The sequence below is a fragment of the Actinomadura luzonensis genome (genome assembly GCF_022664455.2).
GTDB lineage: Bacteria > Actinomycetota > Actinomycetes > Streptosporangiales > Streptosporangiaceae > Nonomuraea > Nonomuraea luzonensis.
This window is the reverse complement of record NZ_JAKRKC020000001.1, coordinates 3,772,437-3,796,861: the sequence shown is the minus strand read 5'-3', so window position 1 is coordinate 3,796,861 and position 24,425 is coordinate 3,772,437. Positions and strand designations below refer to the sequence as shown.

At 75.1% G+C, this 24,425-nt stretch carries 25 protein-coding genes; 18 read left to right on the top strand and 7 right to left on the bottom strand.

The window, feature by feature from the left end; genetic code table 11:
• Positions 1–103: 103 nt before the first annotated feature.
• Positions 104–463 (top strand): STAS domain-containing protein, encoded by a 360-nt coding sequence (locus tag MF672_RS18585; protein ID WP_242380977.1) that lies wholly within the window; start codon positions 104–106, stop codon positions 461–463.
• A gap of 110 nt (positions 464–573) precedes the next feature.
• The gene (locus MF672_RS18580; RefSeq protein ID WP_242380978.1) at positions 574–972 is read left to right on the top strand and encodes an ATP-binding protein; all 399 of its coding nucleotides are present in this window, start codon (positions 574–576) and stop codon (positions 970–972) included.
• A gap of 27 nt (positions 973–999) precedes the next feature.
• Here the strand turns inward: MF672_RS18580 and MF672_RS18575 are convergent, their stop codons facing one another.
• Together MF672_RS18575 and MF672_RS18570 are read right to left on the bottom strand one after the other, a co-directional pair.
• Positions 1,000–1,416 carry an STAS domain-containing protein gene (locus tag MF672_RS18575; RefSeq protein WP_242380979.1) on the bottom strand — a complete coding sequence of 139 codons (417 nt, stop codon included), beginning with the start codon at positions 1,414–1,416 and terminating at the stop codon, positions 1,000–1,002.
• Positions 1,413–5,882 (bottom strand): SpoIIE family protein phosphatase, encoded by a 4,470-nt coding sequence (locus tag MF672_RS18570; RefSeq protein ID WP_242380980.1) that lies wholly within the window; start codon positions 5,880–5,882, stop codon positions 1,413–1,415. The genes MF672_RS18575 and MF672_RS18570 overlap by 4 nt, the downstream gene beginning before the upstream one ends.
• 262 nt (positions 5,883–6,144) lie before the next feature.
• On the opposite strand from MF672_RS18570, the gene MF672_RS51410 reads away from it, so the two are divergent.
• The 4 genes from MF672_RS51410 to MF672_RS18550 all read left to right on the top strand — a co-directional run bounded on the left by MF672_RS51410 (position 6,145) and on the right by MF672_RS18550 (position 7,802).
• Positions 6,145–6,504: a MarR family transcriptional regulator gene (locus MF672_RS51410; RefSeq protein ID WP_302893231.1), complete on the top strand. Its 360-nt coding sequence runs from the start codon at positions 6,145–6,147 to the stop codon at positions 6,502–6,504.
• 118 nt (positions 6,505–6,622) lie between these two features.
• Positions 6,623–7,027 carry an STAS domain-containing protein gene (locus MF672_RS18560; RefSeq protein WP_242380981.1) on the top strand — a complete coding sequence of 135 codons (405 nt, stop codon included), beginning with the start codon at positions 6,623–6,625 and terminating at the stop codon, positions 7,025–7,027.
• A gap of 66 nt (positions 7,028–7,093) precedes the next feature.
• A complete protein-coding gene (locus tag MF672_RS18555; protein WP_242380982.1) occupies positions 7,094–7,486 on the top strand; it encodes a DUF2267 domain-containing protein in 393 nt (130 codons plus the stop codon).
• A 160-nt stretch (positions 7,487–7,646) separates the two neighbouring features.
• Positions 7,647–7,802, top strand: coding sequence for a hypothetical protein (locus MF672_RS18550; protein WP_242380983.1), 156 nt, complete (start codon positions 7,647–7,649; stop codon positions 7,800–7,802).
• A 65-nt stretch (positions 7,803–7,867) separates the two neighbouring features.
• On the opposite strand, the gene MF672_RS18545 is transcribed toward MF672_RS18550, so the two are convergent.
• Entirely contained in the window at positions 7,868–8,113 is a 246-nt protein-coding gene (locus MF672_RS18545) for a hypothetical protein (protein ID WP_242380984.1), read from the bottom strand.
• Between the two features lie 182 nt (positions 8,114–8,295).
• Between MF672_RS18545 and MF672_RS18540 the strand changes: the two genes are divergently transcribed.
• Together MF672_RS18540 and MF672_RS18535 are read left to right on the top strand one after the other, a co-directional pair.
• Positions 8,296–9,117: an MBL fold metallo-hydrolase gene (locus MF672_RS18540; protein WP_242380985.1), complete on the top strand. Its 822-nt coding sequence runs from the start codon at positions 8,296–8,298 to the stop codon at positions 9,115–9,117.
• 10 nt (positions 9,118–9,127) lie between these two features.
• The gene (locus MF672_RS18535) at positions 9,128–9,940 is read left to right on the top strand and encodes a hotdog domain-containing protein (RefSeq protein ID WP_242380986.1); all 813 of its coding nucleotides are present in this window, start codon (positions 9,128–9,130) and stop codon (positions 9,938–9,940) included.
• A gap of 38 nt (positions 9,941–9,978) precedes the next feature.
• Here MF672_RS18535 and MF672_RS18530 read toward each other — a convergent pair whose 3' ends face one another.
• From MF672_RS18530 to MF672_RS18520, 3 genes are all read right to left on the bottom strand, one after another.
• Positions 9,979–10,713, bottom strand: coding sequence for an MBL fold metallo-hydrolase (locus MF672_RS18530; RefSeq protein WP_242380987.1), 735 nt, complete (start codon positions 10,711–10,713; stop codon positions 9,979–9,981).
• A gap of 77 nt (positions 10,714–10,790) precedes the next feature.
• Positions 10,791–11,795 carry an endo-1,4-beta-xylanase XynA gene (xynA, locus tag MF672_RS18525; protein WP_242380988.1) on the bottom strand — a complete coding sequence of 335 codons (1,005 nt, stop codon included), beginning with the start codon at positions 11,793–11,795 and terminating at the stop codon, positions 10,791–10,793.
• A 315-nt stretch (positions 11,796–12,110) separates the two neighbouring features.
• Positions 12,111–13,694 carry an MDR family MFS transporter gene (locus MF672_RS18520; RefSeq protein ID WP_507161372.1) on the bottom strand — a complete coding sequence of 528 codons (1,584 nt, stop codon included), beginning with the start codon at positions 13,692–13,694 and terminating at the stop codon, positions 12,111–12,113.
• A 121-nt stretch (positions 13,695–13,815) separates the two neighbouring features.
• Between MF672_RS18520 and MF672_RS18515 the strand changes: the two genes are divergently transcribed.
• The 5 genes from MF672_RS18515 to MF672_RS18495 all read left to right on the top strand — a co-directional run bounded on the left by MF672_RS18515 (position 13,816) and on the right by MF672_RS18495 (position 17,966).
• Positions 13,816–14,400: a TetR/AcrR family transcriptional regulator gene (locus MF672_RS18515; RefSeq protein ID WP_242380989.1), complete on the top strand. Its 585-nt coding sequence runs from the start codon at positions 13,816–13,818 to the stop codon at positions 14,398–14,400.
• Between the two features lie 49 nt (positions 14,401–14,449).
• Positions 14,450–15,397, top strand: a complete 948-nt coding sequence (locus MF672_RS18510) for an RNA polymerase sigma-70 factor (protein ID WP_242380990.1) — start codon at positions 14,450–14,452, stop codon at positions 15,395–15,397.
• 81 nt (positions 15,398–15,478) lie between these two features.
• Complete coding sequence (locus MF672_RS18505) at positions 15,479–16,660, top strand: NAD(P)/FAD-dependent oxidoreductase (protein WP_242380991.1); 1,182 nt, start codon at positions 15,479–15,481, stop codon at positions 16,658–16,660.
• Positions 16,661–16,684: 24 nt separating this feature from the next.
• Complete coding sequence (locus tag MF672_RS18500; protein ID WP_242380992.1) at positions 16,685–17,173, top strand: GNAT family N-acetyltransferase; 489 nt, start codon at positions 16,685–16,687, stop codon at positions 17,171–17,173.
• Positions 17,174–17,267: 94 nt separating this feature from the next.
• Positions 17,268–17,966, top strand: a complete 699-nt coding sequence (locus tag MF672_RS18495; protein ID WP_247815302.1) for a DUF1275 family protein — start codon at positions 17,268–17,270, stop codon at positions 17,964–17,966.
• Here the strand turns inward: MF672_RS18495 and MF672_RS18490 are convergent.
• Complete coding sequence (locus tag MF672_RS18490; RefSeq protein ID WP_242384117.1) at positions 17,941–18,993, bottom strand: alcohol dehydrogenase catalytic domain-containing protein; 1,053 nt, start codon at positions 18,991–18,993, stop codon at positions 17,941–17,943. The genes MF672_RS18495 and MF672_RS18490 overlap by 26 nt on opposite strands.
• A gap of 180 nt (positions 18,994–19,173) precedes the next feature.
• Between MF672_RS18490 and MF672_RS18485 the strand changes: the two genes are divergently transcribed.
• From MF672_RS18485 to MF672_RS18465, 5 genes are all read left to right on the top strand, one after another.
• Positions 19,174–20,571, top strand: coding sequence for an FAD-dependent oxidoreductase (locus MF672_RS18485; protein WP_247815301.1), 1,398 nt, complete (start codon positions 19,174–19,176; stop codon positions 20,569–20,571).
• Entirely contained in the window at positions 20,568–21,971 is a 1,404-nt protein-coding gene (locus MF672_RS18480; protein WP_242381696.1) for an MFS transporter, read from the top strand. Before MF672_RS18485 ends, MF672_RS18480 begins: the two co-directional genes overlap by 4 nt.
• 122 nt (positions 21,972–22,093) lie before the next feature.
• Complete coding sequence (locus MF672_RS18475; protein ID WP_242381697.1) at positions 22,094–22,234, top strand: hypothetical protein; 141 nt, start codon at positions 22,094–22,096, stop codon at positions 22,232–22,234.
• A 93-nt stretch (positions 22,235–22,327) separates the two neighbouring features.
• Positions 22,328–24,214 carry a PatA/PatG family cyanobactin maturation protease gene (locus tag MF672_RS18470; protein ID WP_242381698.1) on the top strand — a complete coding sequence of 629 codons (1,887 nt, stop codon included), beginning with the start codon at positions 22,328–22,330 and terminating at the stop codon, positions 24,212–24,214.
• An 11-nt stretch (positions 24,215–24,225) separates the two neighbouring features.
• Positions 24,226–24,423 carry a hypothetical protein gene (locus tag MF672_RS18465; protein ID WP_242381699.1) on the top strand — a complete coding sequence of 66 codons (198 nt, stop codon included), beginning with the start codon at positions 24,226–24,228 and terminating at the stop codon, positions 24,421–24,423.
• The last annotated feature ends 2 nt before the right edge of the window (positions 24,424–24,425 follow it).

Below are 24,425 nucleotides of genomic sequence, written 5' to 3'. Positions count from 1 at the left end.
CCTGGAGCCCCAGGTGAGCGGCGTTCGATCAACGCCGGAGAACGCGTAGGCTTGCCGCCATGCCGCCGCGCACCGCGACGGCCCCCCTACCGGAGGGACAGCGGTGACGGCACTCGAGATCGAGGCGGCGCGCCGGACGGGCTACTGGCTGCTGACCCTGCGCGGCGAGCTCGACCGGCAGACGCAACCCGAGCTTGCGGCGGCGCTGCGGGCCTTACTCGACGGCCCCGGACGCCCGCACATCGTCTGCGACGTCGGCGGCCTGGCCTTCTGCGACTCCAGCGGCCTGCGCAGCCTCCTCGTCGCCCACCAGCGCGCCCAGGAACGGGGCGGCGGCCTGCGGCTGGTCGAGGTGCGCGCGAGCCTGGCGTCCCTGCTGGAGATCACCCGGCTGGCGGAGGAGCTGCCTGCCTACGACGATCTCGACCACGCCACGAGCGGGCTTACGCACCGGCCGGAATGACCGCCGGACCGCTCACGGGGCCAGGCCCGGCCCGCGAACGGGCATACGGGCCTCATACTGGACGGATCTGCCCGTGAGCTGCGGCACGTGACAAGACGGGACATGAAGCGTTGAGCGACCTGCTCGAGTTAAGCCTCACCATCAGCACGGACCTGGCCGCGGTCCGCGCGATCCTGCGCGACTACGCCACGGCGTTCGGCATGGCCGCCAAACGGGTGGAGCTGCTGGTCCTGGCGGTGAACGAGGCCGTCACCAACGTGCTGGACCACGGCGGCGCGGGCGGCCGGCTCACCGCGCGCGCCGAAGGGCAGGGCATCCTCGTGGAGGTCGTCGACGACGGCGGCACCCTGCGCGCCGAGCACCTCCGCCGGCAGCCCGCCGCCAACCCGACGAGCGGCATGGGCCTGTTCGTCATCCGCACCGTGTGCGACCGGGTCGACCTCGACCACCCGGGCGGCCACTCCCGCCTGCGCCTCTACATGGACTTCGCCGGTCCCGTCACCGTCTGACACCGCCCCCGGCCAGGAGCGCCGGGCTCAGGGGCGGTCGGCGTGTCCCAGGCCGCGCACGGTGGTCAGCTCGGTGAGCCCCGACACGGTCAGTGCGCTGCCGAGCAGCGGGCCGGCCACGATCTCGATCCGCTCGGCGTGGTCGAACAGGAAGGTCAGGCCGGCGCTGTCGATGTAGGCGACGCCGGTGAGGTCCACCTCCAGCGGGCGCGCCCCGCCCCGCCCCCTGCCCGCACCGCGCTCCCCGTTGTCGCCGTCGCTCCCGTCGCTCCCGTTGTTTCCGCTGTCCCCGCTGTCCCCGCTGTCCCCGTGTTCCCCGAGCGCTCGCGCCAGGGCCTCGCCGAAGGCCCGCGCGTTGCTCATGTCGATCTCGCCGGCCGCGACGAGCGCGACCGCGCCGCGCGGGCGCCGCTCGACGGAGACGGTCAGGGGCGTGTCGCTCATGGTGTGATCCTCGCCTGCATCTCGACAGTGGTCCCGGAGGCGGCGGACGTGACGACGACCTCCTGCATGACCTCCCTGATGATCTTCATGCCGCGGCCGCGGCGGCTGCGCGCCCCGCGCGCCGGCGGCAGCCAGGTGCCCGTGTCGGCGACGACGACGCGGATGCGGTGCGCGTCCGCCGAGGCCGACAGGTGGATGGGCGCGCCAGGCGTGTCGCGGTGGCCGTGCTCCACCGCGTTCGCGCACGCCTCACCCGCCGCGAGCAGGACGTTCTGCGCGTCGACCTCGGCCAGGCCGCACCGGACCAGCCACTGGCGCAGCACCGTCCGGACCCGCCCGAGCTGCCCCGGCCGGGCCGGGAAGGTCAGCTCCAGCGGGGCCGGGTGCCGGTAGATGAGCAGCGCCACGTCGTCGTCGTAGCCGTCGCCGGGGGACAGGCTCGTCATGAGCTGGTCCGCCAGGTCCTCGATGGGGGAGAGCCGGTGCTCCGCCAGGGTCTCCGCGGCCCGCCGGACCCCCTCGTCCAGCGGCCGGCGGCGGCGCTCCACCAGGCCGTCGGTGTACAGCAGGAGCGTCGAGCCCGGCGGCATCGCGCACGTCGCCCTGGGACGGGGCCGGCCGACCCGCACGGCCAGGGGGAGCGAGCGGCCCTCGTCCAGCAGCCGGCCTGCCCCGTCGCCGCCCGGCACGGTGAGGACGCCCGGCGGGTGACCGGCGCTGGAGTAGTCGAGCCGGCCGGTGGCGGGGTCGAGGACCGCGCAGAAGACGGTGGTGCACTTGGCGTCGGGGATCAGCGCCGCGAACCGGTCCAGCGCGGCCAGCGCCGCCGCCGGGTCCGGCTCCTGCAGCAGCAGGGCGCGGCAGGCGCTGCGGAGCTGCCCCATGATGGTCGCCGCCTGCAGGCCGCGGCCGACGCAGTCGCCCACGACGATGCCGACCTTGCCGCCGGGCAGGGCGACCACGTCGTACCAGTCGCCGCCCACCTCCAGGGGACGCGTGGCGGGCTCGTAGCGGACCGCGAAACCCCTCGGCAGCAGTGCGGGGCCGAGGATGGCCCGCTGCAACGCCAGCGCGGTCGCCCGCTGCTGGTCGATCTGGTGGGCGCGGTGCAACCCCTGGCCGAGCAGGCCGGCCAGCAGGGCCAGCAGGGTCTCGTCCGCAGGGGCGAACGGGCGGTGCGGGCCGAGGTCCAGCCACAGGACGAGCCGCCCGCCGGGGTGCTCCAGCGCGATGCCGGCGCCGTCGCGGTCGGCGACCACGGGGGAGAGCGGCGGGCGGTGGCGCAGGGCGAGCAGCCGCTCCCGCAGACCGTCCGGCAACTCCCGCCACCGCACCCGCCCCCCACCGCCCCCTGCCGTACGAGAGGCAGCCGCGCGGGGTCCGGTCGGGCGGGGGCCCGTCGTGCGGAGGTCGGCCGCGCCGTCTACCGCCGCGTCGGTCACGCCCGTGACCGCCTTGTCGCCGTCGGACGTCAGAGCCGGATCGCCGTCCAGCCGCAGGACGCCGTCACCGCTCAGGCTCAGGACGCCGTCACCACCCAGTCCCGGGACGCCGTCACCGCTCAGGCTCAGGACGCCGTCACCGCCCAGTCCCGGGACGCCGTCGCCGGCCGAGGGGGCGTCGCCGTCCGTCATGACCTCCGGCTCGCCGGCCGTCTCGGTGAAGAGGGCGGCCACCGCGTGCCGGGCCTGCCACAGGTCGCGGAGCTGCGTCAGCACCGCCCGCAGCGCCTCCGACGTGGTGGCGGCCTCGGCCAGCCGCACGCTGAGCGCCGCCGTGGCCGTCTCCCGCTGGACGGCGAGGTGCTCGGCGGTCACGTCGCGGAAGGACCCGACGATCACCCGGCGGCCGGTCTGCGGATCGTCCAGCCGCCGGAACGTGGCCTCGGCCCAGAGCCGCCGCCCCGCGCGGCTGGTCAGCGGCGCGGTGAACGAGCCCCGCTCCTCGCGCAGCGTACGGGCGAACGCCTGCGCCGCCGCCTCGTGCGCCTCGGCGTCGGTGTCGGCGTCCGGCCACCAGGGGTGCGGGCGCGGGTAGGGGAGCCCGTCCGCGCCGTAGCCCAGCAGGCCGGCGAAGGTGGGGTTGGTCTCGATGACGGTGCCGTCCTGGTCGCAGACGAAGAACGCCTCCCGCAACGAGTCCAGCAGCGCCTCGCGCCAGCGCGCGTGATGGGCGCGCAGCCGCGTCATCTCGACGTTCGCCCGTGCCCGGGCCAGCAGCTCGGCCGTCGTGAACGGCTTGACCAGGTAGTCGTCGGCGCCCGCCGCCAGCCCCTGGACCGAGGCCTCCGGCCCGGTCCGCGCCGACAGCAGCAGCACCGGCACCCCGGCCACCCGGGGGTCGGCCCGCAGCGCCGCGAGCAGGCGCAGGCCGTCGAGGCGGGGCATCATCACGTCGCTGATCACCAGGTCGGGCGGGTCGGCCAGCACCGACTCCAGGGCGGCCTGCCCGTCGGCGACCGTGCGCACCCGGTAGCCCGCGCCGCGCAGGAGGCGGGCGAGGTAGCGGCGCATGTCGGCGTTGTCGTCGGCCACCAGCACCCTGGCCGGCGCCCCCGACACCCGCAGCGCGTCCGGCACGGGCAGCGCCTCGGGCATGTCAAGCGCGCCGGGCCCGCCGGGTCCGGCGCGCCCGTCCGGGGCGGTCTCGCCCGGCAGCCAGCGCAGGGCCTCCTCCAGGTACGGCCCGGCCCCGTCCGCCGCCGCCGGACGCTCCCCGCCGGCGGCGGGCCCGGTCTCCGCCCTCGGCGGCCCCAGCGGCAGCCGGACGGTGAACGCCGTGCCCTCACCCGGCCGGCTCTCCGCCGTGATCGTCCCGCCGTGCAGGCCGACCAGCTCGCGCACCAGCGCCAGCCCGATGCCGCTGCCCTCGTCGGACCGGGCCCGCGCGTTGTGGATGCGGTGGAACCGTTCGAACAGCCGCGGCAGCTCGTGCTCGGCCACCCCCACCCCGGTGTCGGCGATCCGGACGGCCGCGTGCCGCCCCTCCTGCCGCACCGTGACCGTCACCGAGCCCTCGAAGGTGAACTTCAGCGCGTTGCTCAGCAGGTTGAGCAGCACCTTCTCCCACATGCCCCGATCGACGTGCACAGGCTCGGCCAGCGGCCGGCAGTCGACCTCGAGGGCGAGGCCCGCCCGCGCCATCGCCGAGCGGAACGCGCCCGCCAGCTCGGCGGTGACGGCGGCCAGGTCGACCGGCTCGAAGCGGGCCTGCATCCGCCCGGCCTCGATCCTGGAGAAGTCGAGCAGCGTGTCGACCAGCTTGCCGAGCCGCAGCGCGTTGCGGTGGACGACCTCCAGCTCCTCCCGCGTCCGCTCGTCGCCGTCGCCGAGGCGGGCCCGCAGCTCCTCCAGCGGCCCCGTGATGAGGGCGAGCGGCGTGCGGAACTCGTGGCTGATGTTGGCGAAGAACGTGGTCCGCGCCTGGTCGAGCTCGGCCAGCTCGGCCGCCCGCCGCTCCGCGCCCTCGTACGCGACCGCGGCGTTGACCAGGTCGGCGGTCTGCCTGGCCACCAGGGACAGGAACGAGAGGTACCCGTCGTCGAGCGCCCGCCCGGCCCCCACCGCCAGCACGATCGCCCCGATCGCCCCGGTGCCCGCCTCGCCGCCGAGCGGCAGCACGACGGCCTGCGCGGGCGGCGTGCGCCAGTCGCCGGCCGGCAGCGGCGGGAACCGGCGCGCCAGGTCGCTCACCGTGCTCGCCCCGCCGCCGCGCAGCACCTGCGTGATCGGCCAGCCGTGCGCCCCGTCGGCGACGAGCGCGGCCGGGTCGGCGTCGGCGGGCGTGGCCGCGGCCAGGTACGGCTCGGCCGCGTACGGCTCCGTCCGCCCCGGCCTGCGCAGGTAGATCGCGGCGAACGGCACGTCCCGCGCGGCGCGGCCGAGCGCCCGCGCCACCAGCTCACAGGCCTCGGCGACGCTGCGCGCCTTGCCCGCCTGCGAGCCGAGGTCGCGCAGCAACGCCAGGCGCCGCTCGCCGACGACCCGCTGCGTGGTGTCGCTGACCGCGGTGAACACGCCGCCCACCTCGCCGTCGTCGTCGTGCAGCGGGCTGTAGGAGTGCGTCCAGTACGTCTCCTCCAGGTAGCCGTGCCGGTGGAGCGGCAGCAGCAGGTCCTCCGACCAGGTCGCCCGGCCCGTCGCCAGCACCGACTCCAGCATCGGCCCGATGATGTGCCAGATCTCGCCCCACACGTGGTCGCCGCGCTTGCCCAGCGCGGGATGGTTGCTGCCGAGCAGCGGCAGGTAGGCGTCGTTGTAGAAGAACCGCAGCTCGCGCCCCCACCAGACGATCATGGGGAAGCGGGAGGTCAGGCAGATGCGCAGCGCCGTGCGCAGGCTCTGCGGCCAGGTGGACGGATCGCCCATCGGCGTATCGGCCCACCGGTGCGCCCGCATGCGGGCGGCCATCTCGCTCGTGCCGGGGAAGACCGCCTCGGACCACTCGGCGCGCGGGGTGTCCACCATGGCCCGGCACCCCTTCCACCACTGTAGGGCCCGGTCTCGCCGCCGGTCGGGCAGGGGACGCGGTCTCCTTCGTAGCATAGGGGCGCCCGGGTCCGGGCGGACCGGCGACGACGGCTCCCTGTCCGCCGCGCCACCCTGTCGCCACCCTGCCGCGGCCGTGACGGCATTCTGCCCGCGTGCCTGCTTTCACGAAAAACTTTTCCGTAATAGTATTTCGGCCAGGACGCTCGCACCCTCACCGGTGACCACAAGGAGGAAGATCGTGGCGCAGGTGCGTTCCTCCCCGGCGGACAAACCGTGGACGTTCCTGACCAACCACGCGCGAGTTCTCACGGAGATCGCCCGCGACCCCGGCACCCGGGTGCGCGACATCGCCGCGGCGATCGGCATCACCGAGCGGGCCGCGCAGAACATCGTGACCGACCTGGAACAAGCGGGCTACATCACCCGCACCAGAGTGGGCAGACGCACCCGCTACAGCATCGACCCCACTCGCCCGTTCCGGCATCCCGCCGACGCCGACCACCGCATCGAAGGACTGCTCTCCCTGTTCGCCGACGGCCACCCGCCCGGCCCTGCCCAGCAGAACGCCCGGCCCGCCCCGCAAGGGCACGGGCCGTGACCACCCTGCCCACCATCCTGCCCACGACCCTGCCCACCATGCGGCCCGCCGCACTTCCCGCCTCCTGCCCGCCCCCCAGCCCGCCCCCTCCTCCATCCGCCGTGACAGGAGCCGCCCGATGGCGATGACGACCGACGAGTTCCAGCAGGACCAGCCCGGCGCCGCCGCCGCGCCCGACTGGCTGGCCGTGCGGGTCGAGGAACGCGACGGGTACGCCGTGATACGCCTGACCGGCGAGCTCGACCTCCTCACCCGCCCGCGGCTGGTCGCCGCCTGCGACGCCCTGCTGGAGCGCGGGATCGCCCGGATCGTGGTCGACGCCGCCGGCCTGCGCTTCTGCGACTGCGCCGGCCTGAGCGCGCTGCTCGGCCGGCAACGCGAGGCGTGGCGGCGCGGCGGCTCCCTCCTCGTGATCGGCGCGCACGGCGTGCTGGCCCGCCTGCTCGCCATCACCGGCGCCGCCGGCGTCCTGCAGTCCGGGCCCGCCGGGACGTCCCGGCACGCGGGCGGCCCCGCCGCCTGAGCGGCGCGGGTTTAGCCGGTCGCGCCGCCGGTAGGCGGAGGGGAGGAATCGACCGGGGGAGAGACCATGCAGTACGAGCAGTTCCTGGCCCGCGTACGCGACCGCGGCGAGTACGCCTCCGCCGAGGAGGCCGCCCACGTGACGGCCGCCGTGCTGGAGGTGTTGTCGTCGCGCATCACGCCGCAGGAGGCCGCGGGCCTCGCCGCCCAGCTCGCCCGGCCCCTGCAGCCGGCCGTCGACACCGACCCCGAGCGGGTGGCAGGCACCTTCGGCGTCGAGGAGTTCCTGCGCCGCGTCGCCGAGCGCGTCGGCGGGCGGCCCCGCACCGCCGAGTGGGACGCGAGCGCCGTCCTCACCACTCTGGCCGAGGCGGTCTCGGGCGGCGAGCTCAACCACCTCATCAGCGAGCTGCCCAGCGGGTACGCCGCGCTGTTCGGCGAGTTCGCGCTGAGCGACTGAGCCGGCCGCCGGGACCGCGACGCGCCGGACCTGCCCGTTATTTAAGGCGACTTGTCGCATCTTGGCGGGCGGGCCGTCTAGCGGTCCCGGGCCAGGGCATCCGCGTGTACGGGGAGTCGCATCACCGCTGCTCCCCGTGACATGAGGAAAGGAAACGACGATGGCGCAGGACGCGCGCAAGAGCAAGAGCGGCGGCAAGGACAAGAACAAGGGCAAGGCCAAGGGCACGACCCAGGGCCGGACCGCCGCGCCGGACAACAAGTCCGGCGCCGGCAAGGCCGAGGACTGGAAGAACGTGCCGGGCGAGCAGAGCTGACGCCGCCGCGGTGAGCGGGCGCCCTGCGGCTTTTCCGGCCGCAGGGCGCCTTCGCGTGCCCGGGCCTATCCGCCGGTCTCGTTCATCAGCCGCGTCCAGAAGTGGTGCAGTTCCTCGGCGATGTAGCGGCGGTAGTGGATGCGCTGCCGGCCGTCGTGCTCCCGGTACACCGACACCTCGGTGTACGGCGTCCCGTCGTCGATGAACCCCGTATGGAGCTGCGCCCGGTCCTCGGCGCGCGGTGTCCACTCCGGGAAAGCCAGCGTCGCGGCGCGGTCCCGGATGGCGGTGTGCCAGCGTTCTTCCCCCATGATGGCCATACTCCACGGTGCCAGAACGACGGTCAGGAACCGGCAAAACGCCCTGCCGCAGACGGTCAGAGCGCGGCGGGCGAGAGCGTGGAGCCCGTCGTCACCTGACGGAGCATGGCGGAAAACGCGGGACGACCGGCCCATCGGCCGCCGGATGCCCTCATGATGCGGGTATGGGAGCTATGACGGTTCACCACCTCAACTGCGGCACCATGCACCCCGCTTCCCAGCGGCTCACCAACGGCACGGGCGGCCTGCTCGCCGCCGCGACCCTCGTCTGCCACACCCTGCTCGCCGAGACCGACCAGGGCCTGGTGCTCATCGACACCGGGTTCGGCACCCGCGACCTCGCCGACCCCGCCGCCTCGCTGGGCAGGCGGCTGCTCCGCTTCTCGCGGCCCGTCCTCGACCCGGAGGAGACCGCGCTGCGGCAGCTCGCCCGGCTCGGCCACCGTCCGGACGACGTCCGCCACATCGTGCTCACCCACCTCGACCCCGACCACGCCGGCGGCCTCGCCGACTTCCCCCGCGCCACCGTCCACCTGCACGCGCGCGAGCTGGAGGCCGCCGAGCGGCGCGCCACGCGCGGCGACCGCGCCCGCTACCGGCCCACGCAGTGGGCGCACGGGCCGGCCTGGGCGACGTACGGGGAGGCCGGCGAGGACTGGCACGGCTTCGCCGCGGTGCGCCCGCTCGCCGGGCTGCCGCCGCAGCTCGCGCTGGTGCCGCTCGCCGGGCACAGCCGCGGCCACTCCGGCGTGGCGGTCGACACCGGCGAGGGCTGGCTGCTGCACGCCGGCGACACCTACTTCCACCGCGGCGAGATCGACCCGGTCCGGCCGCACTGCCCGCCGGGGCTGCGCCTGTTCGGGAACCTGGTACAGGTCGACGGCCCCGCCCGGCGGGCCAACCTGGCCCGCCTCGCCGAGCTGCGCGCCGCCGGCGGCGACGTCGAGGTCTTCAGCGCCCACGACCCGGTCGAGTACGCCCCCCACCAGCGCTGAGGAGGAGCCCATGTCCCTGGCGGAGGCGCGGGACCTGCTGGCCCGCCTGTACGCGGCGCTCGACGGCTTCCACGCGGGCGGCGGCCCCGGGCCGCTGCGCGAGCTGCTGACCGGCGACGTCGTGTGGCGTGTCCCCGGCCGCAGCGCCGTCGCGGGGGAGCACCACGGCCTGGACGCGGCGCTGCGCCACCTCGCCCGCCACCGCGACCTGGCCGCCGGGACCGTCCGCCTCACCTGCCGGGCGGTCCTCGCCGGGGACGACGGCCGGATCGCCGCGCTCACCGACGGCCGCGCCACGCTCGGCGGCCGGGACGTCACCTGGTCCGCCGCCGCCCTCCACCGGGTGCGCGACGGCCGGATCGCCGCCTGCCACGTGCTGCCCTGCGACCCCGTCGCCTTCGACGCCCTCTGGCCCGCGCCGGCCGGGGGCCCGGCCCATGTCGCCGGGCTGCGCCCCCGCCCGCGCCACTGCGACGCCCAGGGCATCGTGCACGCCGCCCGCTACTACGAGTTCTTCGAGGACGCCTTCCTCGGCTGGCTCGACGAGCACGCCGGCGGCTACGCCCGGCTGCGCGCCGGGACGGGGACCGACCTGGTGGTGGTGTCCAGCGGCTGCGACCACGCCTCCCCGGCCCGCCTGGACGACCGCCTGACGATCACCGCCCGCCCGGCCCGCCGGGGCCGCACCTCGCTCACGATGACGTACGAGATCCACCGCGGCGGGACGCTCGTCGTCACCGGCCGCACTACGTACGTGGCCGTCGCCGCCGGCGCCCCCACCCCGCTGCCCGCCCCGCTCACGGCCGCCCTGGACCGTCCCTGACCTGTCCTGACGTGACCTGGCCTGACCTGACGGTCCGGTCAGAGGTCGAGGGTGAGGCCGTCGTGGGCGGCCGGGTGGGCGGCGTCGGCGAGGCGGGCCAGCATCGCGCCGGACATGTGGGTCAGGACGATCCGCTCGGCGTCCAGCTCGGCGGCGTGCGCGCGCAGCGTGCGGTAGTCGAGGTGGTAGCGGATCGGCCGGTCGTAGGTGTAGGCCTCGGCGGCGAGCAGGGACGCGCCGCGCGCCGCCGCGACCAGCGCCGGCGTCCACTCGGTGTCGCCGGAGTAGGCGAAGGCCGCGCGCCCGTCGTCCACCCGGACGGCGAGCGGCGGCGCGCCGCACTCGTGCACCACCTGCCACCCGCGGACCGACAGCGGCCCGAGCGCGGCCGGTGCGCCGTCCACGGCCAGCTCCTCCACCTCCACCGGGAACCGCCGCCGCACCCGGCTGCTGCCCGGGAAGAGCGTCTCCATGGCCTCGCTCAGCCGCGCCCCGGCGCCGGGCGGCCCCAGCACCCGCAGCGGCCGGGTGCGCCTGCTGAACTGCCCGTCGAGGATCAGGAACGGCAGCCCGCCGAAGTGGTCGCCGTGCAGGTGGGAGAGCACGACCGCGTCCACCGAGCCGGGGTCGAGGCCCTGCGCCTTCATCGCGGTGAGGCTGGTCGCGCCGCAGTCCACCAGCAGCCGCAGGCCGCCCGCGTCCACGCCGATGCACGTCTGCCAGCGCCCGCCGCTGCCGAAGGCGTCCCCGCTGCCGATGAAACGCACCCGCATCGCCCGTCCCGCCCCTCTCGCGCCCGTGCCGCCTCCCGGTCATCGTGCTCGGGAGGCGGCGCCCGGCGCAAAGGGGGTCAGCTCGCGCTGCAGGAGACCGTGGGCCAGGTGTAGTTGCCGTTGTGCTGGATGGTCACGCCCCAGTTGTTGCCGCTGCCGTTGGGCCGGGCGACCAGGGTCTGGGCGCTGGGGTAGCTGGCGCTGATGTTCCAGGTGGCGATGACCTTCGCGGGGGACGGCACGTTCATCGTCACCGTCCAGTTGCTCGACCCGCTGACCGCGACGTTGAGGTTGTAGCGGTCGCTCCACTGCTGGCCGGCCGAGAGCGTCGCGGTGCAGCCACCGCCGCCGCCCGGGTTGCCGCCGCCGCCGTCACCGCCGCCGGACGTGCTGCCCAGCGTGATGTTGGAGCTGCCGCTGCTCTGGTAGCCCTCCGTGGCGAGGATCTGGTAGTCGTGCGAGCCGAGGTTCATGCCGTAGCGGGCCCAGGCGTCGAAGTGGTTGCCGGTGGTGATGGTGCCGCCGGTCTTCTTCGACTGCCGCACGCTCCAGTACTGGTTGAAGGTCTTGTTGCCCTCGATGGAGGGGGCGTTGTAGCGGGTGGTCTGGTAGATGTCGTACGTGCCGCCGTCGCTGGTCACGGTGCCCTTGTACGTGCCGGTCGGCCGGTAGGTGCCCCAGTTGTCGACGATGTAGTACTCGACCAGCGGGTTGCGCGTCCAGCCGTAGAGGGCGAGGTAGGCGTTGCCGGAGGGGTTGAAGCTGCCCGAGTAGGTGACGCTCCTGCGGCCGCCGGTGCTCCAGCCCTTGCCGGCGACGAAGTTGCCGGTGTTGCGCCAGGACGTGCTGTAGTTGCCGCCGGAGCCGAGGTTCATGGAGACCGTGCCCTGGCTGTCGGTCCAGAAGGAGAAGAAGTAGCCGTTGTTGGTGCCGGTCTGGTTGGAGGTCACGGTCGTGTCGGCGCTGGCGGTGCCGGGCATGACCAGCGCGGCCACGATCAGCGCGAGGGCTGAGGCGCCGCTGAGGAGCAGTCGGAGGCGGCCGCCTCGGCGGATCCTGGGACGGGTATGGACGTCGTTCATCGCATCTCCTTCAACCTCGGCCACTGGCGACGTCGAAAGTATCGGTGATTCGGCGAAAGTATCGGGCCGGTCAGGAGGCTTGTCAATGGCCTTGAAACAGCGCGGTAACCGGAGATGGTCGCTCAGGGAACAGGAGTCCTGGCCAACACGGTCACGCGAGCTGCCGGCTGCGAGGAAGGCTGCTGAAAGTTTCGGCTGTTCGCCGAAGAGTGTCACAGGAAGACGAAGGGCGAGCGGCCGGTGTGCGCGCCGTGCACGCGACGGAAGGCCGCGTCCCCGCGGGCGAGACGGGGGCGCGGCCTTCCGGGCATCGGGTCAGGCCTTGGTGACGGCCTGCTCCTGCTGCGGCGCGGCCTGCTCGGGCAGGTCCAGGCTGTCGCGCAGCCTGGCCGGCCGCAGGAACGCCGCCGCGACCAGGCCGACCACGGCGATGGCCGCCGAGAGGAGGAAGATGTGCCCGGTGGCGTCGCCGTACGCGGCCCGCACGATCGCCTTGACCGGCTCGGGCAGCGCCGCGAGGTTGAGGCTGCTGCCCGCCGTGCCGCCGCCCTTGACCGGGATGCCGGCCTTGGCCAGGCCCTCGGTGATGTTGGCGGCCACCTGGTTGGCCAGCACCGCGCCGAGCACCGACACGCCGACCGTGCCGCCGAGCGAGCGGAAGAAGGTGATCGCGCCGCTCGCCGCGCCGATCTCGCGCAGCGGGACGGTGTTCTGGATGACCAGCACCAGGTTCTGCATCGACATGCCGACGCCCACGCCGACGGCCAGCATGTACGCCGACACCAGCACCAGCGACGTCTCGTGGTCGATGGTGGACAGCCCGGCGAAGCCCGCCAGCAGCACCACCAGGCCGACCAGGATGTACGGCTTGGTCTGCCCGCTCCTGGACACCATCCGGCCGCTGATCGTCGAGGAGAACAGCACGCCGACCATCATGGGGATGGTCAGCAGGCCCGCCGCCGTCGGCCCGTACCCGCGGCCGATCTGGAAGTACTGGCCGAGGAAGACCGCGCCGCCGAACATCGCCATGCCGACGGCGAGGCTGGCCAGGATGGCGAGGGCCGGGTCGCGGCGCCGTACGACGTGCAGCGGCACGACCGGCTCGCGCACCTTCGACTCCACCCAGGTCGCGGCGCCGAGCAGCAGCACGCCGCCGCCCACCATGGCGCCGGTCTGCCAGGACAGCCAGTCGAAGGAGTTGCCGACGAAGGTCACCCAAATGAGCAGCACGCTGACGCCCGCCGCGATGAGGCCGGCGCCCCAGTAGTCGATGCTCACGTCCGCGCGGCGCACGGTCGGCAGGTGCAGCGTCTTGGCCAGCAGCGCGAACGCCGCGATCGTGAACGGCACCGCGATGAAGAAGCACCAGCGCCAGCCGAGCCAGGAGGCGTCGGCGATGAAGCCGCCGAGCAGCGGGCCGCCGACCGTGGCGACGGCCATGACCGCGCCGAGGTAGCCGTTGTAGCGGCCGCGCTCCTTGGGCGAGATCATCGCGGCGATGACGACCTGGGCGAGGATCTGCAGCGCGCCCATGCCGAGGCCCTGGATCGCGCGGAAGGTGATGAGCTGCCCGGTGTTCTGGGCGAAGCCGCAGGCCAGCGAGCTGACCATGAAGATCACGATGGCGATCTGGAGCAGCAGCTTCTTGTTGAACAGGTCCGCGAGCTTGCCCCAGATCGGGGTCGAGGCGGTCGAGGCCAGCAGGGACGCGGTGACGACCCAGGTGTACTGCGACTGGCTGCCGTTCAGCGCGCCGATGATCTGCGGGAGCGCCACCGAGACGACGGTGCCGCTGATCATCGCGACGAACAGGACGAGCAGCAGGCCGCTCAGTGCTTCGAGGATCTGGCGGTGGGTCATCGGCTCCGCCGCGGACGGCGCTGCCGGCTGTGCGCTCACGCGCAACCTCCTGTGGGAACGTCGGGGATGTGCCCGGATGGGCGACCCGGACACCTTACATGCACAATGGGCAACTTTGCGCACTGGGCAGGTATTCCCCGTGGGTAGACTCGACGGCATCATGAGCAGCACACCAGGGCTGCGCGAGCGCAAGAAGGCCGAGACCCGCCAGGCGGTCCACGAGGCCGCGCTCCGGCTCACCCTCGAACACGGCCTCGACAACGTCACCGTCGAGGCCATCGCCGACGCCGCCAACATCTCGCGCCGCACGTTCTCCAACTACTTCGCCGGCAAGGAGGACGCCCTCCTGTACGGCGACGAGCAGCGCCTCGGCACGCTCGTGCGGCGCGTGCGCGAGCAGCCGCCGGGCCGCTCCGCCTGGCAGGCGCTGCGCGGCGGTCTGGAGAGCCTGCACGACGAGGTCGCCGAGACCGACCGCGAGCTGCACCTGCGCACCCGGCTCGCGATGCGGCACCCGTCCCTGCTGGCCCGGCAACTCGCCCAGCGGGTGCGCACCGAGAGCGAGCTGAGCGAGGCGGTGGCCGGCCGCGACCTGCCGGACGGCGTCCGGCCCGAGGTGATCACCGCCGCGTTCCTCGCCGCGCTGCGCGTGGCCACGCAGTGGTGGTGCGCCGAGAACGAGACGCGCGGCCTGCTGGAGCTCACCCTCGGCGCCCTCGACCAGATCGCCGCCACCTTCCGCTGAACCGGGGGGCGATTGGACGTGACCTGGGCCGATGGCCGATCATGGGGTCATGTTGCTCAGCACGCACGAGGCCGATCTGTTCGAGAGCCTCAGAGGCCGCCTGGAGGCGATCGCCTACCGCCTGCTCGGCTCGGCCGGCGACGCTGAGGACGCCGTGCAGGACACCTACCTGCGCTGGCACGCGGCCGACCGGCAGCGCATCGAGACGCCCGAGGCCTGGCTCACCAAGGTGCTCACGAACATCTGCCTCAACCGGCTCACCTCGGCCCGCGCCAGGCGGGAGACCTACGTCGGCCAGTGGCTGCCCGAGCCGGTGCTCGACGGCGACCGCATGCTCGGCCCCGCCGACACCGCCGAGCAGCGCGAGTCGGTCTCCATGGCGATGCTCACCCTGATGGAGCGGCTGTCCCCGAAGGAACGCGTGGTGTACGTGCTGCGCGAGGCGTTCGGGTACGCGCACCGCGAGATCGCCGAGATCCTCGACGTCACCGAGGCGAACTGCCAGCAGATCCACCGCCGCGCCAAGCAGCACCTCGCCGACGCGCGGCCCCGCGCGGAGATCGAGGCGGCCGCCGCCCGGAAGATCGTCGAGGAGTTCCTGGCCGCCGCGCTCAGCGGCGACACCGGGCCGCTGATCCGGCTGCTCGCCGACGACGCGGTCAGCCTGGCCGACGGCGGCGGCAAGGTCGTCGCCCGGCGCACGCCGGTCGTCGGGGCCGAGGGCATCGCCCAGTACCTGCGCGGCATGTTCCGGCCGAGCGACTCCAAGCGCGGTCTCGTCGGCGGCAACCCCGCCTTCTACGCCGTCGTCGTCAACGGCGAGCCCGCCGTGCTGGTCGAGGCCGCCGGGCAGGTCGTCGGCGTGCTCTGCCTGGAGCCGGCCCCCGGCGGCCTGGCGTCGCTGCACATCCAGGTCAACCCCGACAAGCTCCAGCGCGTCGCGCGCCAGTGGGCCGCCGCCGGCTCCCGCCCCGACCCGATCCCCACCGCCTGGTGACGCAGATCACACCCGCTGGGTGTCAGGGATCGCTCGCCTGTCCGGTTCAGGAGGTGACCGCAACCAAGACAGGAGCGAGCAATGAAGCACCGCATCGTCGTCCTCGGAGCCGGATACGCCGGAGCCACCACCGCGGGCCGCCTGGCCAAGCGGCTCCACCGCGACGACGTGGAGATCACCCTGGTCAGCGCCGGCCCGGACTTCGTCGAGCGGGTGCGCATGCACCAGCTCGCGAGCGGCCAGCACCTGCGGCCCCGCCCGCTGCGTGAGCTCTTCGCGGGCACCGGCGTCCAGGTCAGGACCGCGCGCGTGACCGCCGTCGACGTCGAGGGCAAGACCGTCGACCTCGGCGGCGAGCGCCTGCCCTACGACACCCTCGTGTACGCCCTCGGCAGCACCGCCACCGACCTCGGCGTCCCCGGGGTCGCCGAGCACGCCTTCGACGTGGCGGGCGAGCAGGCCGCGCGCCGGCTGCGGGCCCGCCTCGCCGAGACGCGGCCCGGCGCGACCGTCCTGGTCGTCGGCGGCGGCCTGACCGGCATCGAGGCGGCCACCGAGATCGCCGAGAGCCGCCCCGACCTGCGGGTCGCCATCGCCGCGGGCGGGCAGGTCGGCGGCTGGCTCAGCGACAAGGCCCAGCGCCACCTGCGCGGCGCCCTGGACCGGCTCGGCATCACCCTCCACGAGCACTGCGACGTCACCAGCGTCGAGGCGGACGGCGTGCGCACCGCCGCGGGCGGGAGGATCGAGGCGCAGGTGACCGTGTGGACCGCCGGGTTCGCCGTGCACCCGATCGCGGCCGCCACCACGCTGCGGGTGGCCGCGAACGGCCGGATCGTCGTCGACGCGAGCATGCGCTCGGTCTCGCACCCCGACGTGTACGCCGTCGGCGACGCCGCCCTCGCCCAGGGCGCCGGCGGCAAGGAGCTGCGGATGTCCTGCGCGGCGGCGGGCCCCATGGCCTGGCTGGCGGCCGACGTCATCGCCGCGCGGCTGACCGGCCGCAAGGTCCCCGAGACCACGATCGGCTACAGCATGCAGTGCATCAGCCTCGGCCGCCGCGACGGCATCATCCAGCGCGTCACCCCCGGCGACGAGATCACCTCCAGCGTCATCACGGGTCGCACCGCCGCCCGGCTGAAGGAGCTCGTCTGCAAGGGCGCGTTCTGGAGCGTCGCCAACCCCACCCTGATGATGCCGAGCCGCCGCCGCCACCTCGCGCCCACCGGCCAGGCGAAGGCCCGGCACCTCACCCGCTCCTGAACGCCACCGCCCTACACTTGCCCGGTGCTGATCCGCCCGAGAACCCCCGAAGACCTGGAGGCGTGCGTCCAGGCCCTCGCCGAGGTGCACCCCGTCGACCGCTACCCCGTGGACTGGCCGGACGACCCCGCCGCCTGGCTCACGCCGGGCGGCCTGCGCCGGGCGTGGGTGGTCACCGAGCACCGGCCCGCCGAGCACCGGCCCGCCGAGGACCAGGACGCGGGCGGGGTCGTGCTCGGGCACGTGGCGCTCACCGGCGACCTGCAGGTCACCCGCCTGTTCGTGGTCCCGTCCGCGCGGGGGCGGGGAGTGGCCGGGCTGCTCCTGGAGGCCGCGCGGGCCGCCGCCGGAGGACGCCCGCTCAAGCTGGAGGTGTCCTCCGAGGGCGAGGCCGCCATCTCCCTCTACGAGCGCGCCGGCTGGCGCCGGACCGGCAGCAGCCGCGCCACCTGGCTGAACGCGGCCGGCGAGCCCGCGCTCCTGCACCACTACGTCAGCCCGGCCCCGGGCTAGAGACAAAGACCCGGCAACGCTCACCCGGCCCCCGGCGGGCCGGCGTCCCGGACGGGGTATGCGCCCTGAGGACCGCGGACGGAGGCGAGGGCGCATGAAGGTCACCGTGGCCGGGCCGCGCCGCCGGCGGGCGGGCCTGCCGCTCACCACGCTGGCCGTCGTCCTCACCCTCGGCACCGGGGCGCTCGACGTGGCCGCACTCGCCCGGCTGGGCGGCGTGTTCAGCAGCGTCATGACCGGGAACCTGGTCGTCACCGGCCTCGCCGCCGGCACCGCCGCCCCGGGGCAGCTCGCGACGGCGGCCACGGCGCTCGCCGGGTACGTCACCGGCGTCCTGACCGGCACCCTCCTCACTGGCCGCGTTCCCTTGAAACCGAAGGGGGCGCGCGGGGTGCTCGTGGCGCTCGCGGCGGAGCTGGTCGTGCTCGCGGCGTTCGCCGCCGGGTGGGAGGCCGCGGGCGGGCGTCCGGCCGGCGGCGCCCTGCACGTGCTGCTCGCCCTGGCGTCCGGGGCGATGGGGGTGCAGAGCGCGGCGGTGCGCGCGCTCGCCGGGCACGGGGCGGTCTCGACGACGTACCTCACCGGGACGCTCACCGGGGTCGTGGCCGCGCTGGTCACGCTCGGCCGGCCGCGCGGGGCCCGGGCGCGCGACCTCGCCGTGCTGGCCGCCGTCGTCGCCGGCGCGGGCGGGGGAGCGCTGCTGATCGCGTACGCTCCCGCCGCGCTGCCGGCCGTCCCGCTCACCGCCGTGCTGGCCGCCGGCGCGCTCACCGCGCTGCGGGGCGCCGGCTGAGCACCACCTTCAGCGCCCCCGTCGAGCCCGCGTCGGCGAACGTCCGGTAGGCCGCCTCCATCTCCCGCAGCTCGAAGCGGTGCGTGACGAAGGCGGCCGGGTCCAGCCGCCCGGCGGCGACCATGTCCAGCAGGGCCGGGGTGGAGTAGGTGTCCACCAGGCCCGTGGTGATCGTCACGTTCCTGATCCAGAGGTCCTCCAGGTGCAGGACGGCCGGCGCGCCGTGCACGCCGACGTTGGCGACGTGCCCGCCGGGCCGCACCAGCCGGGCGCACAGCTCGAACGTCTCCGGCACGCCCACCGCCTCGATCGCGACGTCGGCGCCCAGCCCGCGGGTGACCTCGGCGACCGCCGCCGCGGCGTCGTCCCCGGGGCCGACGAGCAGGTCCGCGCCGAACCGCTTGGCGGCCTCCAGCCGCGCCGCCGCCAGGTCCACGGCGACGACATGGCCCGGCGTGAACAGCCGCGCCGTGGTGATCGCGGCCAGCCCGATCGGGCCCGCCCCGACCACCACGACCGTGTCGCCCGGCCGCACCCGGCCGTTGAGCACGCCGACCTCGTACGACGTGGGCAGGATGTCGGCGAGCATCAGCGCCGCCTCGTCGCTCACGCCGGCCGGCAGCAGGTGGGTGGAGGTGTCGGCGTACGGCACCCGCACGTACTCGGCCTGCGTCCCGTCGACGCGGTGGCCGAGGATCCAGCCGCCGCCGCCCAGGCACTGGCCGTAGGAGCCCGACCGGCAGTAGCGGCAGCGCCCGCACGCCGTGATGCACGAGACCAGCACCCGGTCGCCCTCCTTGACGGCGCTCACCGCCGCGCCCGCGGCCACGACGGTGCCGACGGCCTCGTGGCCGAGGATCCGGCCCGGCTCGACCGCCGGGACGTCACCCTTGAGGATGTGCAGGTCGGTGCCGCAGATGGTGACGGCGTCCACGCGGACGACCGCGTCGGCGGGCTGGACGATCCCCGGGTCGGGCACGTCCTCCCAGGAACGCCGCCCAGGGCCGTGGTAGACGAGTGCTTTCATCGTCCCTCCTTCGCAGCTCTCGCCTCCAGGCTGCTCGCGGCCCGGGCGGGACGGGTAGGGACCAAGGTCCTGACCTGCGTGCCCGCGTCCGCCCGGCGGACGGGCCGCCCCGGGGCGCGGCCCGGCGGCCCGTTGTGCTCTACTTTTCGTAGTACTACGTGATGTAGAGAGGGCGGGCGGATGCGGGTTCTCATCGTGGGGGCGGGGATCGCCGGGCTGGCGGCGGCCAGGGGGTTACGGGCGGCCGGGCACGAGGTGACCGTGCTCGAACGCGCGCCCGCGCTCCGCGACGGCGGCTGCGCGATCATCCTGTGGAGCAACGGCACGGCGATCCTCCGCGACGCCGGCGTCCCCCTGGACGGCCTCGGGCAGCGGCTCGACGCCCTGGACCTGCGCAGCGCGCGGGGACGGCCGGTCATGACCGTCGACACCGGCCGGCTCGCGCGCCGGTTCGGCGCGCCCGTGGTGATGGTGCCCCGCCGCTCGCTGATCGCCCGCCTCGCCGAGGGCCTGCCGCCGGACGTCGTGCGGTTCGGCGCGCGCGTCACCCGGCTGCGCGACGACGGGCGGTCGGTGCGCGCGGAGACCGAGGACGGCACGGCGTACGAGGGGGACCTGCTGGTCGGCGCGGACGGCATCGGCTCCGTGGTCCGCACCGCCCTCCAAGGCACCGCCCTCCACGGCACCGCCCTCCACAGCACCGCCCTCCACAGCACGGCCCCCGGCTCCGGCTCCGCCGCTCTCGCGGCGCGGCCGACCGGCGCGGCGACGTGGCAGGGCCTCGTCCAGGACCCGTTCGGGCTCGGCTCCCGCTCGCTGATGTTCCTCGGCCCCCAGGGCCTCGTCGGCCTGCACCCCGCCGGGGACGGCCTGCTCCAGTGGCTCATCGACCTGCGCTGGCGGCCCGGCGCGGACACCCCCGACCCGGCGCGGGCGCTCAGCGTCCTCCGCGCCAGGTACGCCAGGTGGGGCGAGCCCGTCCCCGCCCTGCTCGCGACGCTGACCGGCAAGGACCTGCAGCTCTTCCCGCACCACCGGCACCGCGCGCCGCTGCGCTGGGGACGCGGCCGGTGCGTGCTGATCGGCGACGCCGCCCACGCCATGCCGCCCATCCTCGCCCTGGGCGCCGGGCAGGCGCTGGAGGACGTGGCGGCGCTGACCCGCGTCCTCGCCGGCACCACGGGCCGGGACGTGGCTGCGGCGCTGCCCGCGTACGGGGCGGGCCGGCGGCGGCGGGCCGCCCTCGCCTCGGCGGCGGCCACCCGCGCCGTCGCCACCGCGGGGCCGCGCCGCGCTGCAGGGCGAGCCGCCCTGCGCGGCGCGGCCGCCTGCCCGGCGGCGCCGCGACCTGGATGTTCGGCCGCCTCCTCGGCGGGGTCAGCAACCACCTCGCCCGCTGACCGGCCGGCCCGCCCCGGCCCGCCCCGCCCCCCGCCCCGGTTCGCCCCGCCCCGGCTCGCCCCGCCCCGGCCCGCCCCGGCTCCCCGCCCCGCCTTCGCCCGCCCCGCCCCGGCCCGGTCCGGCCCGCAAGAATCTTCAAGACCGTGGCGCCCGGGACGCCCGATGCTGCGGGCATGACCTCTCTCGCTCCCTCGCCCGTCACGGCCGCCCGTCCCGGGCGGATGCTGGCCGTGCTCCTGTCCGGGCAGGTCATGGCGTCCATGGACGGCTCCATCGTGTCGGTCGCCGCCGAGACCATCCGCGCCGAGCTGCGCGCCGGCGGCGCCGCCGTCCAGCTCGTCGTCTCGGGCTACCTGCTCACCACCGGCGTGCTGCTCGTCACCTGCGCCCGGATCGGGGACCGGATCGGGCACCGGCGCGCGTTCCTGCTCGGGCTCGCCTGGTTCACCGTCGCGTCGCTGCTGTGCGGGCTCGCCCCGGGCCCGGCCGCGCTGGTCGCCGCCCGCGTCGCGCAGGGCATGGGCGCGGCGCTGCTCACGCCGCAGATCTTCTCGCTCATCCAGCTCCACTGGCAGGGCGCGGCGCGCCGCCGGGCCATCGGCGTCTACAGCATGGTGCTGGCGCTCGGGGTCGCGCTCGGGCAGGTCGTCGGGGGGCTCGTCGCGGGCGCGGACCTGTTCGGGCTGTCCTGGCGGCCGGTGTTCCTGATCAACGTGCCCGTCGGCGTGGCCGTGCTGCTGGCCGGCCGCCGACTGCTGCCGCGCACCCCCGTCGACGCGCGGGTGCGGCTGGACCCGGCGGGCGTGGCGGTGCTCAGCGTCGCGATGACGGCGCTGACCGTCCCGCTCATCTTCGGCCGTGAGCAGGGCTGGCCCGTCTGGACGTGGCTCTCGCTCGCGGGCGGGGCGGCGCTGCTGGCGGCCTTCGCCCGCCACGAGGCCGGCGCCCGGCACCCGCTGCTGGACCTCGCGGCGCTGCGCCCGGCCGGCGTGAAGCCGGGGCTGGCGGCCTGCTGGATCGTCATGGGCTGCTACACCGTGTTCCTGCTCACGCTGACCCTGCACCTGCAGTCCGCGCTGGGGTTCCCGCCGCTCCTCGCGGGCCTCGCGTTCGTCCCGTACGCGCTCGGCTTCGGCACGCTCAGCCTCACCTGGAACCGTTACCCGGCACGCGTGCGGGCCACCCTGCCGGTCGCCGGGCCGATCGCGTTCGCGGCCGGCGCGGGCACACTCGTGCTGCTGTTCCACGCCGCGTGGCGGCCGGCCGGCGCCGTCCCGCTGCTGGTCCTGGCCGGGGCCGGGCACGCGGCCGGCTACAGCCCGCTCATCGCCAGGATCACCACCCTGGTCGAGCCGCGGCTGGCCTCGGCCGTCTCCGCGCTCAACGCGACGGGCCCCGTCCTCGCCGGGGTGACCGCCGTCGCCGGGCTCGGCAGCGTCTACTTCGCCGCCCCCACCTCGGCGGACGGCCTGCTGCGGGTGGTCGCCGCCGTCACCGCCCTCCTCGCGATCGGGACGGCGTGCGCGGCCCGCGTCGTGCGGGCCGCCGGGCGCGCCTCCGCACGCGCGGACGACTGACCACTACGGCGCGGCCAGGGGGCTGTCACCCGGTCGCCATATCACAATCAGTAATTATTCGACTACTTTGAGTGAGAGTGATCGGATCACGTAGACCCCCGCAACCAGGAAGGAACCCCATCATGTCTGACAAGCTGACCCCGCCGCTGGCCACACCGGTCGAGCGCACCGTCGTCGGAGCCGCCTGCGCCGACCCCGCCGACGTCCACCAGTCCCAGCACTGGCGGATCTGGCGCCCCTTCGCCGACGAGGGCGACGAGTAGGCCATGACCAGCGTGAGCATCGGCCGGCTCGGTGCTCACCTCACGCGGGGGCGTCCTTCGGGAGCCCCCGCCCTGGCGGAAGGCGGGTGAACGGTGGGCGAGCTGAGAGCGGTGGCCGGGCTGCCGGAGCTGTGGCGGCGCACCACCGGCGACGCCCGCGTCACGGTCGCCGTCGTGGACGGCGCGATCGACGCCGGCCACCCCGCCTTCACCCGTGGCCTGCTCCGGCTCGCCGCCGGTGAGCGGGGCGCGCGCATCGAGGCGGCGGACCACGGCACGGCGGTGGCGAGCGTGCTGGCCGGGCGGCACGACGGCCCGGTGCCGGGGGTGGCCCCCGGCTGCCGGGTCCTCGGCGTCACCGCGTTCGCCCGCGGCCGCCGCACCACCCAGCTGGAGCTGGCCCGCGGCATCGAGACCGCCCTGGACGCCGGCGCGCACGTGATCAACATCAGTGGCGGGCAGCTCGCCGCCGCCGAGGAGGCCGAGGACGTGCTGGCCCGGGCCGTCCGCCGGTGCCGCGAGCAGGGCGTGCTGGTCGTCGCCGCGGCCGGCAACGACGGCTGCCTGTGCGACCACGTGCCCGCCGCGCTGGACGGCGTCCTCGCGGTCGGCGCCTGCGACGAGAGCGGCCGGCCGCTGCCGATGAGCAACCACGGCACCGGCAGCCGCCGGCAGGGGCTGCTGGCGCTCGGCCACGACCTGCTCGTCGCCGTCCCCGGCGGCGGCACGACACGGATGAGCGGCACCAGCTTCGCCACGCCGGTCGTCGCCGGCGTGGCCGCGCTCCTGCTCAGCCTGCAACTGGCGGACGGCGGCCGGCCCGACCCTGCGGCCGTCGGCCGGGCGCTGCTGGACACCGCCCACCCCTGCGTGCCCTCCTCCTCCTCCTCCGGCGGCGGCGAGGGCTGCGAGCGCCATCTGAACGGAACACTCGACATCACGAAAGCGGTGAACGCCGTGCTGACCCACCCCACCCCTGCGACCGTCCCGTCCGCCTCCGCGGAGCCTCCCGCCGAATCCTCCGCGGGGCCCTCCGCGGGCGTCGTGGCCTCCTGCGACCCCGGCGGCCCCGCCTGCTCCGGCGCCGCGCCCCCGGGGCCCGCCCAGCAGGTCACCGTGTCCGCCGCGCCCGGCGTCCGGCTGGCCTACGCCCTGGGCGCGCTCGGCTACGACTTCGGCACCGAGGCCCGCCGCGACACCTTCAAACAGCTCATGCCGCCCGTGGAGGCCGACGGCGTGCCGCTGCCGGCCAACCCGTACGACCCCCGCCAGATGGTCGACTACCTGCGCGACGAGCCGTCCGAGGCGCGCGCCCTGATCTGGACGCTGAACCTGGACCTGACGCCGATCTACGCCGTCGAGCCGGTCGGCGGGTACGCGCCCGGCGTGTTCAAGCGGCTGGTCAAGTTCCTGGACCGCCAGCTCAAGGCCGAGGACGACGTCGAGTTCGTGGACCGCGTCTCGGTGCCCGGCGTCCTGTCCGGCCGCACCGTGCGGCTGTTCAACGGCCAGCACGTGCCGGTGGTCGAGGTCAACCTGACCCGCGGCCTGTACGGCTGGTCCGCGGCCGGTCTGGCGCACGCCGTCGCCGGCCACTGCACGCCCGCCGCCGGGCAGCCCGGCGCCGCCCCCGGCGACCACCTGACCGACGCGATCAAGGACTTCCTCCAGCGCATCTACTACGACCTGCGCAACTTCGGCGCCACCAGCCGCGACCGGGCACTGAACTACGCCGCCACGAACGCCGTACAGGCTCGCGAGACCCTCGCCGAGGCGCTCGGCAGGGGCATGGCGCTGCAGGACATCGACGTCGAAAAGAGCCCCTACGGCCGCCCCGACTCCGACTGCTGGGACGTCAAGCTGCGCTTCTTCGACCCCGACAACAGCCGCCGGGCCAAACGCGTCTACCGCTTCACCATCGACGTCAAGGACGTGCTGCCCGTCACCGTCGGCCAGGTCCGCTCCTGGCCCGAAGCCTGAGGAACGGGGCGATGAGCACGTTCCCGCCGCAGTCGCCGCCGGTGCGCCGCCCGCAGCTGATCGACCCGGCCAGCACCATCCCCCTCCGGCCGGGCACCCCCGAGCATCTGGCCCGGGTGCGGGCCTGGCTGCTGTTCAACGCCAACGTCAACGCTCCCGCCGCCCACCGCCTGCCGAGCTACGAGCAGCTCATCGTCTCGGCCGGCTGACC